16 protein-coding genes, 1 tRNA gene and 1 pseudogene are annotated in these 15,076 nt (G+C 36.4%); 12 read left to right on the forward strand and 6 right to left on the reverse strand.

Features of this window, described 5'->3' with window-relative positions; translation table 11 throughout:
- Positions 1-8: 8 nt before the first annotated feature.
- From LS70_RS04965 to LS70_RS04985, 5 genes are all read left to right on the forward strand, one after another.
- Positions 9-890: a cation diffusion facilitator family transporter gene (locus tag LS70_RS04965; RefSeq protein ID WP_034290194.1), complete on the forward strand. Its 882-nt coding sequence runs from the start codon at positions 9-11 to the stop codon at positions 888-890.
- A complete protein-coding gene (locus tag LS70_RS04970; RefSeq protein WP_034290106.1) occupies positions 878-2,605 on the forward strand; it encodes an ATP-binding protein in 1,728 nt (575 codons plus the stop codon). Before LS70_RS04965 ends, LS70_RS04970 begins: the two co-directional genes overlap by 13 nt.
- Positions 2,606-2,640: 35 nt before the next feature.
- A complete protein-coding gene (locus tag LS70_RS04975) occupies positions 2,641-4,086 on the forward strand; it encodes a glycosyltransferase family 2 protein (protein WP_034290104.1) in 1,446 nt (481 codons plus the stop codon).
- 154 nt (positions 4,087-4,240) lie between these two features.
- The gene (locus tag LS70_RS04980) at positions 4,241-5,566 is read left to right on the forward strand and encodes a sodium-dependent transporter (RefSeq protein WP_034290102.1); all 1,326 of its coding nucleotides are present in this window, start codon (positions 4,241-4,243) and stop codon (positions 5,564-5,566) included.
- Between the two features lie 2 nt (positions 5,567-5,568).
- A complete protein-coding gene (locus tag LS70_RS04985; RefSeq protein WP_442906999.1) occupies positions 5,569-6,012 on the forward strand; it encodes a YqaA family protein in 444 nt (147 codons plus the stop codon).
- Between the two features lie 24 nt (positions 6,013-6,036).
- Here LS70_RS04985 and LS70_RS04990 read toward each other — a convergent pair whose 3' ends face one another.
- Complete coding sequence (locus tag LS70_RS04990) at positions 6,037-6,363, reverse strand: thioredoxin family protein (protein ID WP_328591100.1); 327 nt, start codon at positions 6,361-6,363, stop codon at positions 6,037-6,039.
- Positions 6,364-6,444: 81 nt separating this feature from the next.
- Positions 6,445-7,155 carry a YebC/PmpR family DNA-binding transcriptional regulator gene (locus LS70_RS04995; protein WP_034290095.1) on the reverse strand — a complete coding sequence of 237 codons (711 nt, stop codon included), beginning with the start codon at positions 7,153-7,155 and terminating at the stop codon, positions 6,445-6,447.
- A gap of 147 nt (positions 7,156-7,302) precedes the next feature.
- Between LS70_RS04995 and LS70_RS05000 the strand changes: the two genes are divergently transcribed.
- From LS70_RS05000 to LS70_RS05025, 6 genes are all read left to right on the forward strand, one after another.
- Positions 7,303-7,377: transfer RNA gene (locus LS70_RS05000), tRNA-Asn, on the forward strand.
- A gap of 221 nt (positions 7,378-7,598) precedes the next feature.
- Positions 7,599-7,838: an EexN family lipoprotein gene (locus LS70_RS05005; protein WP_034291084.1), complete on the forward strand. Its 240-nt coding sequence runs from the start codon at positions 7,599-7,601 to the stop codon at positions 7,836-7,838.
- A gap of 68 nt (positions 7,839-7,906) precedes the next feature.
- Positions 7,907-8,791 carry a phosphate ABC transporter substrate-binding protein gene (locus LS70_RS05010; RefSeq protein WP_201273966.1) on the forward strand — a complete coding sequence of 295 codons (885 nt, stop codon included), beginning with the start codon at positions 7,907-7,909 and terminating at the stop codon, positions 8,789-8,791.
- A complete protein-coding gene (locus tag LS70_RS05015; protein WP_052083455.1) occupies positions 8,788-9,630 on the forward strand; it encodes a PstC family ABC transporter permease in 843 nt (280 codons plus the stop codon). The genes LS70_RS05010 and LS70_RS05015 overlap by 4 nt, the downstream gene beginning before the upstream one ends.
- A 10-nt stretch (positions 9,631-9,640) precedes the next feature.
- The gene (locus LS70_RS05020) at positions 9,641-10,531 is read left to right on the forward strand and encodes a PstA family ABC transporter permease (RefSeq protein ID WP_034291085.1); all 891 of its coding nucleotides are present in this window, start codon (positions 9,641-9,643) and stop codon (positions 10,529-10,531) included.
- A complete protein-coding gene (locus tag LS70_RS05025; protein ID WP_034291086.1) occupies positions 10,509-11,264 on the forward strand; it encodes a phosphate ABC transporter ATP-binding protein in 756 nt (251 codons plus the stop codon). Before LS70_RS05020 ends, LS70_RS05025 begins: the two co-directional genes overlap by 23 nt.
- Before the next feature lie 253 nt (positions 11,265-11,517).
- Here the strand turns inward: LS70_RS05025 and LS70_RS05030 are convergent, their stop codons facing one another.
- From LS70_RS05030 to yedE, 4 genes are all read right to left on the reverse strand, one after another.
- Positions 11,518-11,745 carry a DUF3343 domain-containing protein gene (locus tag LS70_RS05030; RefSeq protein ID WP_034291088.1) on the reverse strand — a complete coding sequence of 76 codons (228 nt, stop codon included), beginning with the start codon at positions 11,743-11,745 and terminating at the stop codon, positions 11,518-11,520.
- Positions 11,746-11,753: 8 nt separating this feature from the next.
- Positions 11,754-12,923, reverse strand: coding sequence for an aminotransferase class V-fold PLP-dependent enzyme (locus LS70_RS05035; protein ID WP_034291090.1), 1,170 nt, complete (start codon positions 12,921-12,923; stop codon positions 11,754-11,756).
- Positions 12,924-13,026: 103 nt separating this feature from the next.
- Entirely contained in the window at positions 13,027-13,239 is a 213-nt protein-coding gene (locus tag LS70_RS05040) for a sulfurtransferase TusA family protein (RefSeq protein WP_034291092.1), read from the reverse strand.
- Positions 13,240-13,241: 2 nt separating this feature from the next.
- Complete coding sequence (gene yedE / locus LS70_RS05045) at positions 13,242-14,303, reverse strand: YedE family putative selenium transporter (protein WP_034291094.1); 1,062 nt, start codon at positions 14,301-14,303, stop codon at positions 13,242-13,244.
- A gap of 194 nt (positions 14,304-14,497) precedes the next feature.
- Between yedE and LS70_RS05050 the strand changes: the two are divergent.
- Positions 14,498-15,075: pseudogene (locus LS70_RS05050) on the forward strand (cytochrome c3 family protein).
- The last annotated feature ends 1 nt before the right edge of the window (position 15,076 follow it).

Here is a 15,076-nt window from a genome sequence, read left to right on the forward strand (position 1 = left end):
AACCCAAAATGAGCATTCAACGCAAAGCAACAATAGTTTCAAGCTCGGTTGCTTGCGTGTTAATTGTAGTAAAGTTTATTGCTGGAATTTTAAGTGGTTCTGTGGCGATTCTTGCAAGTGCGATTGACTCGCTACTAGACTTATCTGCGTCTTTGTTTAATTTATATGCAATTACAAAAGCAGAAAAGCCAGCGGATTTGAAGTTTAATTATGGAAGAGGAAAGATAGAATCTCTCGCGGCTGTGATTGAAGGCAGTGTAATTTTAGTTTCTGGAATCTTTATTTTATATCAATCTTTTAAAAAAATTATCTTTGGTAGCGAGTTAGCGCGCATTGATTTATCCTTATATGTAATGATTTTTTCATTGATTTTAACAACTGCACTTGTTTTGTATTTAAGTTATGTTGCAAAAAAGAGTAAAAATTTAGTGATAAAAGCCGATGCTTTGCACTATAAAACAGATATTTTAAGTAATGCAGCTGTGCTTATGGCATTACTGCTTGTTAAGGTTACCGGATTTAGTAGCATTGATGCACTTTTTGGAATCGCGATTGGGCTATATGTCGTGTATTCTGCATTTGGATTGCTAAAAGAGGGTGTATTAGTTTTGCTAGATAGGGCATTAGATGATGAAAAACTCAATGCGATTAAGGAAATTTTGGATTCTGAAAAGCAAGTGGAAAGTTACCATGATTTAAAAACGCGTCAAAGCGGAAATACAAATTTTGTGGAGGTGCATTTAGTTTTTAATTCAAGGATTTTGCTAAGAGATGCGCATGATATTGCAGATTCTATTGAGTGCAAAATCCAAAGTTTAGAAGGGAATTGGATTGTGATTACGCATCTTGACCCTTATGATGATGAGGGGTCTCAAGCATGCAGTATTTGATTGATTTTTTGCAAATCAATAATATTGATAAGGCAAAAATTTATCCATTTTTAAAATGCAGCAAAGATGAGGCGTTAATTTTACACCATTTATGCACAGAATTTTTAAAAGGTAACCAGATAACTTGTCTTGAAGCAATTAATGCAGTTTTTACACCAAAAAATGAAATCGAAGCACTAAAATATTTGCCTTGTTTTAAGAATCTTTTAGACGCGGGTTGGATTGTGCAACATGTTTTTTCAAAAAACCTAAGTCAAGAAGAGCTTTTATTAGAATTATTAGATGTAACAATTTGCCTAAGCACAAGTTTTTTAAAACTTCTTGAAAAGGGTGGAATTAATCCAAAGTTACCCAAAATCACCCCTTACAGAGACCATTTAGAGTATTTAAAAGACCAATTTACTTGTATTGAGTTATTGCATGGTTTAAGCCCGCACAAAAAAGATAATCATGTTTCTCCGCTTTTGAAAAAAAGAATGCAGAAATATGAGCTTTTGCAAAATAGGATTCAAGAGCGTTTGAAGCTAACAAAAGAAAAGCTAAATTTGGAGAGTTTGTTTAAAGAGTTTAATCTCAATGCGCAAGAAAGAATCATTTTTACAGCCCTTGTAAGAGAAGAATATCTTGGAAAAGAAAGTGAAGGCAGAGAGCTTAATACTTTGATTGATTTAGTGAGCATGAATGATTATGAGAGAATGAAAAATCGTTCGCTTTTAAATGATAGAAGTCGCTTGGTAGAAAAAGGATTAGTCGATTATGATGAGATTTTAAATTCTTTTGGCTGGGTGAGTCGGATATTTTTTATTCCTGATACGATTTTAAAGAAAATCACACATCCTCAAAGTCATAGCAAAAAAGAATATGTTAGCTTTGAAATGTTGGTTGAAGAGCAAGAAATTTTTGAGTTTGTGCGTCCTAAAGTTACGCTAAATGAAGTTGTGTTGAGCACAAGCACAAGAAATACGCTTGAAGTTTTGCTGCAACAAATGGACTCCAAAGTCTTGCAACGTTTAAAAGATTGGGGGATTAAGGATAAAAAACGTGGCATTGATGCAAAGATTATTTTCTATGGTGCAGCTGGGACAGGCAAAACAATGACAGCACTTGCACTTGCAAAGTCGCTTAAAAAGCCTGTGCTTAGCTTTGATTGTTCTAAGATTTTATCAATGTATGTGGGCGAGAGTGAAAAAAATGTGCGTAAAATTTTTGACTCTTATAAAGAGCTTTGTGCAACTTCTAAACAAACTCCTATTTTGCTTTTAGATGAAGCAGACCAGTTTTTAAGCACGCGCACGACAAGTGGAAGTGGAGCGGATAAAATGCACAATCAAATGCAAAATATTTTTTTAGAGCAAATTGAAAAATTTGATGGAATCTTGATTGCAACAACAAATTTACTTGAAACATTAGATACTGCTTTTTCTAGGAGATTCAATTATAAGATTGAGTTTAAAAAGCCAAATTTTGAAGAGCGTGTGTGTTTATGGGAAAAGCTTTTACCTAAAAATGCTCCTTATGCTAAAGATTTTAGTATGAAAAAATTAGCAGAGTTCGCATTAAGTGGCGGACAAATTGCATTAGTGGTAAAAAATACAGCTTATAAGGTTGCAAGCACTAAGAATCCTGAGTTTAACACGCAGAGCTTTTTAGATGAAATCCAAAGAGAGTTAAAGTCAAATTTCGATGGAGCGCGCGAAATGGGATTCCATATTTAATATGTTATAATTCTGAAAACTATAAAAGGAATGTTATGGCAAAGGCAAAAAGTCAAGCAAAAGCACAAACACAAAAGCCAGCAAAAAAAACAAGTGAAAGCACGAAAGCTCAAGCTGCCAAAAAGGTAAAAAATACAAACAAAAAAGTAGGAATCGTAATTCCTGTTTATAATACTCCTGTTGATTTTTATAAAGAGTGTTTAGAGAGTGTAATTCATCAAAAATACAAAGATTTAGAGATTGTTCTTGTGCATGATGGAAATCATGAGCCTTGTGTAGAAGTTTCTTTGGAATATGCTAGAAAAGATGCGCGTATTACTGTGATTGTAAAGCCTTTTAATGAAGGTGTTTCTATTGCAAGAAATATCGGTATGGATTATTTTAGCGGTGTCTATGAAATTAAAGAAGCAAATGTAGAAAATGGATTAGTTTTTTATGGAATCAGCAATGAAAATCCCTATCAAATTGGTGTCATTTATAAAAAACAAGAGGGAATTTTGAGTAGAGAGCTTTTAACACCAAGTGAGATTGACTATATTTATTTCCTTGATTCTGATGATTGCTGTAAGTTAGATTTGATAGATAAGTGTGTGCAAAAAGCAGAAGGAATGGATATTGTTTGGTTTGGTTTTGAAAAGATTGTTGAAAAAGGCGCAGAAGAGATTGCCGCACATGTAAAAAATTTAGATATTTTACACACGTCTCGTAAAATAAGCACAAAAGATTGGTTGCAAGATGCAAAAGAAAGAAATTGTGCTAGCATTATTTATATGTGGCAAGTTTTCATTGATTTTAAATTTTTACAAAACACTAAATTACGCTTTTTAAATCAGGTAATGCGAGAGGATAATCTCTTTGGTGTGTGCTTATTGCTACAATGTAAAAATATGTATATCTTAGCAGAAGAATTAATTTATTATAGAATAAGAATCGGAGGAGAAACATATTGTTCTGAAGACGTTGAAAATATATTTTTACCGGGTTTTTTACGTCCGCTTGTTGAAGCGTTTGGGGGAGATTTAGTTGTAGCAAGAAAATTCTATGTATCACTTAGCTGGTTTATTCAAAAGTTATATTTTTTCGATATTATCAAGCGGCATTTAGATGAACCTAATATTGAAATTTTAATTGGCGGAATGTTGAATCGTTATAGCAGTGAATCATTGAGTTTTATGCACACTCCATTTAGAATGAATATGGATTATTATTTTGGAATCTGTTTTAATATCTTTTTGAGCTGCATTGAAGAGTTGCCAAATTATAATCCTTATTATCGTCCTTTTGATAAGATTGCAGAATATTTAAATTCTGCAAATCAAAAGCGCATTGAAGAAGTTAGATTATTAAAAGAAGTTCTATTCTTGGAAAATAGGATTATTGTCGAGAAAAATAACATTATTAATGAGCTTTTAGGAAGAGTAAAAGAGCTAGAAGTAGAAAACAAAAGACTACATGGTAAGGTTAAAAAGGATAAAAATTAAGGAATAAAAATGTGAGGTGAAACTGTGTTGTATTGTGAGGCGCGTTAGGCTTTTTGTCAAGAATGTGTTTTCGCAAAGGGTGCTGAAATTTTTTGTTATTTTTTGCTTTCAAATGTGGTAGAATCTTAAATTACTTTGAAAAATAGGCGGTATTATGACAAGATTTTCTAAAGCAGGATTTGTGTTATCCACTGCTGGAAGTGCAATTGGACTTGGAGGGATTTGGAGCTTTCCTTATTTGGTTGGACAAAATGGCGGTTTTGCCTTTGTTTTGATTTTTGTGCTTGCATTTTTATTTTTTGGAGTGAGTGTATTTATCGTAGAAATGCTATTTGGAAGAGCAAGCGGGCAAAATGCAGTTAGTGCATTTGAAACATTTGCACCCAAGCATTTAGGATTCTTAAAATATGGCGGATTTATGATGATTTCTGGCGTATTGATTTTTTCTTTTTATGTAGTGGTGCTAGGATGGCTTGTGCATTATATGTTTTTAAGTCTTTTTGGAATGCCAACTACACTAGAGGGGACAAAGGATTTGTGGGGGGACTTTGCTTCTAATCAGGTTCTTTGGCAAATGCTATGGCATTTTGTGGTCGTATCACTCTGTGCGTATGTTTTAAATCGTGGCGTAAAAGCTGGGATTGAGAAATTAAATTTGATTTTAATGCCTTTATTATTGTTTATTTTTCTAGGGCTTTTGGTGTATTCAATGATGCAAGAGGCATTTTGGGATTCCTTTAGATTTTTGTTCCAACCTGATTTTAGCAAGATTACTTCAGAGGTCGTGGTAAAAGCTATTGGACAAGCATTTTTCTCCCTTTCTTTAGGGGTTGGAGTAATTTTAACCTATTCTAACTCTATGCCAAAACATGGAAATTTTGTGCGTTTTGCAGTGGTTGTTGCATTGCTAAATTTCTTTTTCTGTCTTATTGCTGGGCTTGTGATTTTCACTTTCATTTTTGGTTATGGAGCAGAGCCAACAGAAGGTGTTGGGCTAGTATTTGTTTCTTTGTCGCTTATTTTTGCAAATATGGGAATAACTGGGCAAGTGATTGCGTTTTTATTTTTTATAGCATTGATTTTTGCGGGGATTACTTCAGCGGTTTCTATGTTAGAGCCTTTAAATAGTTATTTAATCGAATGCCACACAATGAAGCGCCGTAACGCAAATTTAATAAGTGTGCTTTGCGCATATTTCTTGGGTGTAGTTGTTTTGCTTAGCAATACAGCAATGTTTGCAGAGGATTTAACATTTTTTGGAAAAAATCTTTTTGATTGGTTTGCATATATTACAAGCTCATTTTTACTTCCATTAGCAGGTGTGTTTATGTGTCTTTATATGGGGTGGATTTTACCAAAAGAGCGCGTATATGCGATGAGTGAGGGGCATTTAAAGGGAATCTATTTTGAAAGCTGGTATTTTGTGATTCGTTTTGTTGCTCCACTTGGAATCCTTTTAGCAATGGTAAGCTTGATTTAGGCATTATGGATTTTTTGGAATCTTTAGGATTATTTGGGTTATTTTTAGTTTGTTTTTTGGCAAGCAGCCTTTATCCTTTGGGTTCTGAAGCCTTTGTGGTTGGGTTTTTAGTTTTAGATTATTCTTGGTTTTTGGTGTGGATTGTAGCTACACTTGGAAATACACTCGGTGCATTAACAACTTATGGAATCGGATATTTGGGGGATACTTATTGTTTAAAGCATTTTGAGAAAATGCACGCAAAAATCTATCGTTATAAAGATGGAATCCAAAAAAGAGGCTTTATCTACGCATTTTTTAGTTTTTTGCCTATTGTTGGAGATGTGTTTGTCTTTGGGCTTGGGGTGTATCGTTATTCTATCATCAAAAGTTGTGTTTTTATAGCACTTGGAAAAGGTGCGCGCTATTTAGTCTTAATTGCGCTCTATAACAAAATAAATTTTTAAATGAAGTTTGCAAGCACAGAAGCCTTAAGCTTCTAATGCTGCTTTGATTGCGTTTTCAATAAGAGGTTTGGAGTTTGGTTCAACTAGGCGTTCGCCAACTTCTGCGCCATTTTTGTAGAAAATTAGCGTTGGGATTCTGCGCACATTGAGTTCTTCTTTTAGTGCTTCTTGCTCATCCGCCATTACAGCAAAGAATTTCATTTTTGTGCCATATTCTTGCATTAGCATTCCAATAATTGGCTCAATTTTGCGGCAATCAGGACACCAAGGCGCACCAACTGCCACCATACATACACCTTCTTTTACTGCATTTTGATAAGAATCTTTTGTCAATTTCTCTAACATAATCATTCCTTGTTTTGAATTTTAGGCTTACATTGTGTGATAAATTTGCTTAAAAGATAGCAAAACATTTAAGATTCCGTGATAATGTTACGCAATATTTGTAAAAACTGCTTGCACATCATCATCATCTTCAATTTTATCAAGCAATTTTTCAATATCCACAAGTTGTTCTTCGCTAAACTCAACCGGATTTGTAGCAATTCGCTCTAAAGCTGCTTTTTTGACATCGGCTATTTCTTCTAGTGCATTTGCTAAAGTGCCAAAGCTTGTGTAATCTCCATAAATATGGATAATATCTTCTTCAACTTCCATAGAATCTAATCCTACATCAATGAGATTAAGTTCTAATTCTTCTAAATCTGCGATTCCATCTTTGCTAATTTCAAAATGTGCTTTGCGTGAAAACATAAATTCTAAAGAATTATTTGTCAGCATTTGTCCGCCAAGTTTATTGACATAGCTTTTTAGATTTGCAACTGTTCTTGTCGTATTGTCTGTGGCACATTCTACGAAAAATAACGCTCCATGCGGTGCTTTAATCTCGTAATTAACTTCTGTAATTTGGATTCCGTCTTTGCCTAAAGCTCGCTTAATAGCTGCTTCAATATTATCTTTTGGCATATTTTGCGCTTTTGCAGCAAGGATTGCAGTTCTAAGCTTGGAATTCATATCCGGGTCCCCGCTGCCACCTTCTTTGACGGCGATGCTAATTGCTTTACCTAGTTTTGGAAAAAGTTTAGACATTTTATCCCATCGTTTTTCTTTGCTTGCCCTGCGATATTCAAACGCTCTTCCCATAAATTACCTTCAATGTGGAATAAAAGTGGAATTGTAGTATTTTAAAGTTTAAAAATCCCAAACATTTACCAAAATTTCCGCAGAATTTCTTGACATAGAATACTTAATTGTATATAATCACACTTCATTTTAAATGAGCTTACTTATTCCGGATTAGCTCAGCGGTAGAGTAGGCGGCTGTTAACCGCTTGGTCGTAGGTTCGAATCCTACATCCGGAGCCACTTTTTAATCTACAATTTTTTAAAAATCCTTAAATTTCTTTTAGCAAATTTAATCCTAAAAATATAAATCTTTAATTTCTATTTTTGCCTAAAATTTAACTGAAATTAATTTTATTTTAAGTAATTTTAAGGGGGGGGGGGGGTATAATCTTTTTTAGCTTTTAAAAAAGAGACAATACATATCTGCAAATGAAAGCTAAAGATAAAATTTAAGGAAAAATGTGGTTAAGTTGGGTTTTTTTGGTGTAGTTATTGCGAGTGTATTTTCTGCTTGCTCTAGTGAGCCAAAATCTGTGGAATATTATTCTGACCCAAAAAACACTAAGGAACTAGAAGTGAAAATTCAAGAATGCAATAAAAAGCTTCTAAAGAGAAATCGTAATGAGCATTTAGACTGCGAAAATGCTTATCAAGCAAATTATAGAAAATCATTCAAAAAAGAAAATTTCTTAGTGCATTAAAGCTTAATACATTTTAAAGGCAATTTAATTACAATTTGGCTTTTAAATTTTACATTAAGGAATAACAAATGCTAAGAGTTTCTACACTTTTATCAGCTTCAGTTTTGTTGCTCACATTTGGCGCGTTTGTCGGGTGTGGGTCTAACTCTAAAGATTCTATGGAATCTAAATCTAACTCCTCTGCAAGTGGTGCTTTGGCAGTTTTTGCCAAAGAACAAGGCAAAATTGATATTGCAGGTGGCACAGCACATATTCCCGTGATGAAAAAGGCAGCACAAGCTATTATGGAATCTAATCCAAACATCACCATTACAATTACAGGTGGTGGCACAGGTGCTGGAATCACAAAAGCTGGCGAGGGCTTGGCAGATATTGGCAACACTGGACGCGCACTTAAACCACAAGAAATTGAAAAATACAATCTTGTTTCTTTTCCTTTTGCAGTTGATGGCGTAGCAATTGCAGTGCATAAAGAAAATCCCCTCTCTAATCTTACCAAAGAACAAGCAACCCAAATCTTTAGTGGTGCAATCAAAAATTGGAGTGAGCTTGGTGGAGGTGATGGCGCAATTAACATTTATGTCCGCGAAGATGGAAGCGGAACACGCGATACTTTTGAATCCAAAGGTTTAAATAAAGGCACAGAGATTCCACAATCTGCAAATGTTGTAAGCTCTAATGGAGCAATGAAAATTGCGATTGCACAAGATAAAAATGCGATTGGCTATGTTGGAATCGGGCATTTAGACCCAAGCATTAAAGGAATCGCATTTGAGGGCGTAGAGCCAAATCAAGAGAAAACCAAAGAAGGCTCTTACCAAATCAGCAGACTTTTATATATGAACACAAAAGGCGAGCCACAAGGGCTTACAAAGCTTTTTGTGGATTATATTTATTCTGACGATGGTGCGCAGTTTATTGAACAATCAGGCTATATTCCGCTACCTAAATGAAACTTGTCGCGACTTTAGCGACACTCATTGCACTAAGTGGCATTTGCCTACTGTTTATCGTGATTGGGGGATTTGGACTGCAAACTCTTGCGTCAAATCCTAGCCTAACTTTGCATTTTAGTTGGAATCCCAAAGCAAATGAATTTGGGGTTTTGACAATGCTTGTTAATTCACTCACTTTAAGTTTTAGCACATTGTTTGTCGCGTTTCCATTGGCATTGGGGATTGCGTGCTTTTTGATTCTGCCCACAAAATCCAAAATTAGCAAAATCTTGCAAGGCTATTTAAGCTTTCTTGTGCGCTTTATGGGTTCTATTCCCACCGTGCTTTATGCTTTTGGTGCGCTATTTTTGCTGATTCCGCTCTTGCGAGAATCTTTTGGCGGAAGTGGGCGGAATCTCCTTGCTTGCATCTGTGTGCTAAGTCTTGTGATTTTGCCTACGATGATTTTGCTCCTAGAATCTGGACTCAAAAAGCCCTTTCTTAGCCAACATTTAAATGGATTAGCACTTGGAATGCACGATTTTGAAACATTGCTTTTTGTCGTGATTCCAAAGGCAAAAAGTGTGATTTTAGGAGCATTTTTGCTTGGGCTTGGACGCGCACTTGGTGATACAATGATTGCGTTAATGCTTTCTTCTAATGCAACGATTTTGGCGACTTCCCTTTTTGACCCTTTGCGCGTTTTGAGTGCGCATATTGCATTAATTACCGCGAATGAATCTATTGGGGACGCTTATAACGCGCTTTTTGTTTCTGGATTCTTGCTGATTGTCGTTAATGCTATCTTGGTTCTACTTGCGCGTGGAATCTTGCATAAAGATTCAAAATTGCTTTAGGATTCCATAGATGAAGCGCAACCTTGCAAAACTCCTTTATGGTTTTAGTATTTTAGGCTCGGCTTGTGTGGGTTTGGCGGTTTTGGCATTATTGCTTTGGGTGCTTTGGCGTGGAATCTCTGTGTTAGATTTACAATTATTCTTTGGCAATGCTTCGCCCTTGTCCGCAATTTTGGGCAAAGTCGCGGTATTTGATGGAATCTTCCCCGCACTTGTTGGGACTTTGTGGCTTGTGATTTTAAGCTTATTGCTTGCTATTGCACCCGGTATTGGCTGCGGAATCTATCTTAGCTTTTATGCTTCTGTGCGCCAAAAATGGCTTTTAAATACGATGATAGATATTCTTGCTGGGATTCCATCAGTGATTATGGGCTTATTTGGATTCTTAAGTATTTTATGGCTTAAAAATCACTTTTTCCCACAAGCAAATAGTTGCCTCTTACTTGCTGCAAGCTGTCTTGCATTGCTTGTTTTGCCCACACTCATTGCCACAACCAAAGAATCCCTTTTGTCTGTGCCACAAGATTTAATGCTAAATGCTTGCGCACTAGGCTTAAAAAGGGGTGTGATTTTATGGCATTTCTTGCTTCCGCAAGCGCGCAATGGAATCCTAAGTGGTGTGATTTTGGCGCTTGGGCGTGTAGCAGAAGATACTGCTGTTGTGATGTTTGTTGGCGCAGTTGCAAATGCCGGATTACCAAATGGACTTTTGGGCAAGTTTGAATCGCTTTCGTTTTATATTTATTATAACTCCCAAAACTACCAAACGCAATTAGAATTACAAAATGCAATGGGGGCAAGCTTAGTCTTGCTTTGTTTGTGTGGATTCTTGTTGTTTTTAGGCATCGTTTTGCAAAGAATCTCAAAAAGGAATTTTAATGTCTTTAAGCCTAAAAATTGAAAATCTAGACGTTTCTTTTGGGGAAAAGCAGATTTTTTCTAAGATTAATTTAGAGATTAAGCAGTATGGAATCTTCACGCTTCTAGGGGCTTCTGGCTGTGGTAAAAGCACCTTTTTGCGTTGTCTTAATCGGCTTGTTGAAGAAATGGGTGGGGAAGTTGCGGGGGATATTTATGTGCATTACGCTCCTAAAGGACAAACGCCAAAAATGACGCATATTAAAGAGATTCCATTAGAAACTTTGCGCAAAAATATCGGCATGCTTTTCCAAGCACCCCAACCCTTTAATCTAAGCATTGAAAAGAATCTATCTTTGCCGCTTTCTTTGCTTACAAATTTAGACAAGCACACAATGGAGCAAAAAATTTGCGAATCTTTGCAACAAGTTGGGCTTTGGGATTCTTTGAAAAATCGCTTAAAAGAAAATGCTTTGCGCCTATCTGGTGGCGAACAACAAAGATTGCTTCTTGCAAGGATTCTAAGCCTAGAGCCAAAAATCTTAACACTTGATGAGCCTACAAGTGCGCTGGATTTACATTCTCAAAGAATCATTGAAGAACTATTCGTAGAGCTCTCACGCACGCACACTTTAGTAATGGTTTCACACAATATTGACCAAGCCTTAAGGATTGCGGATTCTTTGGGAGTTATGCAAACTAAAAATGGTAGAAGCCAAATCTTAGAAATACCAAAAGATAAAGAGGCATTGGAAGCTACTTTGGGAGATTTATAAGAATATCTTTGTTGTCTTATGAGATTTTTACATCATTTTAAATCTCTGCCAAGGCGTTTGTATGTCAAAGGATAAAGGTGTGATTGCATAAACAGAGTCTAAGAATTTATAATTTGTATCTTACGCAATTCTTTTGCTTTTCTTGATTTTTAAGTTTGAAATCCAGTTTGTGTGCGGTTTATGCGCTTGGGCAATACAAAATATGAAGGTGTGGAATAGGCTATCCTGTGTGTAAAATGTGGTTAGAATTTCTTTATATGCATCGGATTTCATATTCTATTTTTTCGGAATCCAAAGCATTTTTAATCTTTTCTACATTTTCACACATAAACCAAACTGCGATTCCACAATCGCTTGAAAATTCTCGCGGTGTTGGCACGAGCTTAATTGTGATTCCAAGATTTTGTAAAATGCTTTCACTCTCAAACGCACTTGAAGTCGTAAAAACCAAAACATAGCCTTCTATTAATTGTTTCTCCATCATCACCCCTAACTTAGCGCAATTTGTCGCAATGCTTGAATTGTTGCTTCAATCTCTTTTTCTGCGTTAAAGATTCCGGGGCTTAAGCGGATTGTTCCGCCATTTTCAAAGCTTCCTAAGCTTTTATGACTTGATGGAGAGCAGTGCAAACCCACACGCACACAGATTCCAAACTCTCTATCTAAGCGCATTCCCACTTCTGATAATGTATGGTTTGAGATTGCAAGGGATAGGATTCCACTGCTACTTCCTTGCGTCTGATAAACTTTGATATTTTTCACTCCCAAAAGCCCATTAATAAGCTGTTCTCTTAAAAGCAATTCATATTTATGAATCTCTGCGATTCCTTTAGAATTAATCCACTCCAAACCCGCTTTAAGCCCAGCGATTCCGTGCATATTTAATGTGCCACTTTCAAATCTATCGGGCAAGAAATTAGGCTGTATCTCTGCTTCGCTTGCACTTCCTGTGCCACCAAAATAAAGTGGTTGGATTCTCTCTATATCAAAGGAATCGCTAACTAAAAGCGCACCAACTCCCATTGGAGATAGCAATCCTTTGTGCGCACTTAGGGCTAGAAAATCCACTTGTTGCATCATATTTTGCATAGGCACACAACCCACACTTTGTGCGCCATCTAGCAAAACTTTTGCGCCATTTGTATGGGCGATTTGTGCAAGTTCTTCAATAGGAATCATTGCCCCGCTAACATTATTAATATGCGCACAAACAAGGAGATTTGCGCCCTTTAGCATTGCTTTTGCGGCTTTTAAATCTACTTCGTGTGTAGGACTACATGGAATCTCGCGCACTTCTAAATTTAAAGATTCTTTTAGCGCATTAAGTGGGCGTTTGATTGCGTTATGTTCCATTTGCGTAGTAACGACAATATCTTTTGGTTTCAAAAAACCTTGCAATAAAGTATTAATCGCCATTGTGGCATTAAGCGTAAATAAAACGCGTTTGCAGTCTTTTAAACCGAGTAAATCCGCTAAAAGTCGCCGCGTTTGATAAAGGATTCTACCAGATTCTATAGAGAGAGAATGTCCGCTTCTCCCAGAGCTTGCACCGATATTGTCTAAAAACTCTATGACAGCTTCTTTAACGCCCGGAGCTTTTGGAAAGGTTGTTGCAGCATTATCTAAATAAATCAAATTGTTTGAATTTGAAAGTTGCATTTGGATTCCTTTTGTGGTGCGTAAAATTTTAAGAATCTTGCGCGACTAAAATCGTGCAGAATCCCACAAATTTAGATTGCGAGATTCTGCATTTAAGAAGATTTTAGGATTTTTTCAAAATAAATTCCAAATCCTCACCTTGCTCTTTTTGCGATTCTACAACATAGCCATTTGTCGTAGCAAGTCGGCGGATATTATCGCTACTCGCGCCACAACTGCAAAGCACTTTAATTTCGTTTTCGCCTTTATCTAAAAGAGGTTTTAGATTTAGCACAGGTTCAGGGCAAGAAAGCCCACGCACATCAAGTTCTACCATTTTTAACTCCTTTTCTCTCTAGCAAAAATCGCAACAAGTAAGCAAAACATAAATCCCACAAGCACAGCCACAGGCGCATTTGCTCCAATTCCCGCAGGTGAGCTTGCAAGTCCGAAGTTATGTGCAAATGCAGCCCCTACAAGCAATCCTAGCACAAAAACAGCTGCATCTCCATCGCCCTCGCCACTAAGGATAATTTGTCTTCCGGGACATCCTCCTGCAAGAGTGAATGCGATTCCAGCAAGTGCCATTCCTAAGAAATTCCAAAGTGTGTCGTTGTGCGCAATAGGTTGTCCAGTAAAGCCCGGATTAAAGAATCCTAGTGCAAGATTTGTAAAGAATGCGGCAATAACAAGCGCAATTACACCTTGTAAAATATGTGTATCTTTCATCAAAATCGTATCACGCACAGCAGCAATCATACAAAAGCGACTTTTTTGAAAAAGCGCACCTAAAAATAATCCTGCGACTAAAGAAATGATTAATGGTGCGTGCATTGAACCTGGTCCTTTTGTGGAAAATTTAATCGGTGTATTTTCTCCCATAAGTCCCCAAATGAGTAACCCAAAAAGTCCTAATGCAAAAAGTGGAAAAACAAGTCCTACGATTTTGCTTGCAGGGCGATTGCGTCCGAGTGAGAATCCCTTTTTTAGGAAAAAGACTCCAATTAGGATTCCAAAAATAAGCCCAAAAACTCCTGCAATAGCAGTCCAATCCCCAGCACTTAGGCGTAGCCACATTCTCCAAGGGCAACCCAAAAACACAAGTGCGCCAATCATTGCAAAGACTCCAAGCCCAAAGCGCACAATCGGTGCAGAGCCTGCGCGTGGGCGAAATTCTCTAAACAAAAAAGACGCAAGCAATGCGCCCAAAACTAAACCAATGACTTCAGGGCGAATATATTGCACAATCCCTGCTTGATGCAGGTTCAATGCTCCTGCAATATCGCGCGTGAAACACGCTGCACACATTCCCATATTGCCCGGATTCCCAAAATACACCAAAAAAGGTGCGGCAATCCCAAGCGCAATTCCCGCCAAAATAGGCAAAATTGCCAACTTCATAAAAACTCCTAAAAAATGTGAATGACAGCTAAGAAAGTATGTAGAAGAGCTGTTTGCTTAATCCTTAAGCCAATTTTGGATTATAAACAAACTTTACTTAAAAACTGCGTTTAAAAAGATTCCATAAGGATATATTTGAATTGATATAAAGGAAAGTGATAAAATTCTTTAAAATGAAAAATTTGGAGGTAGCAATGAAGAAAATAATACTTTTGTGCTTAATGGCAGTTTCTCTTTTGTATTGCAAAGAGAATTTTTATGCTCAAGAAGTCTTATCGCTCTATCTTGAAAAAGGAGATACAAAAGCAGTAGGGAGGTTGTTGCCAACTAATCCATTTCAAATCCTTAAGGAGCAAGGAGATTGGGTATTGGTTCGCATTAGTGGTTATGTTAATCCGCAAGCACCTTCCGTGATTTATTTTAATGATTCTCAAAGAATTATGGTTGCAGCTTTTTCTAAGGATACTCCTTTGAAATTTACTAAAAAAGTTGTAGGTCAAAAAGGAAAATGGGATTTGGTAAATCTTGAAATTTGGACGCAAAAAGGAGATTTTGCTAAGGATAATCAAGAAATGTTTGCAAAAGCCAAAGAACTTTTACTCAAAATTGTGGAATCTGTCATGCACTTCATAAAGAACAAGAATTTGGTGTCAATCAATGGCCATCAACTTTTCGTTCAATGGTGAGCAGAACAGGGATTGATAAAAAAGAACATTGGTTAATTATTGAATATCTACAAAAAAATGCAAAAGACTTTAAAGGAGGTAAATAAA

Source organism: Helicobacter sp. MIT 11-5569, assembly GCF_000765695.2.
Classification (GTDB): domain Bacteria; phylum Campylobacterota; class Campylobacteria; order Campylobacterales; family Helicobacteraceae; genus Helicobacter_D.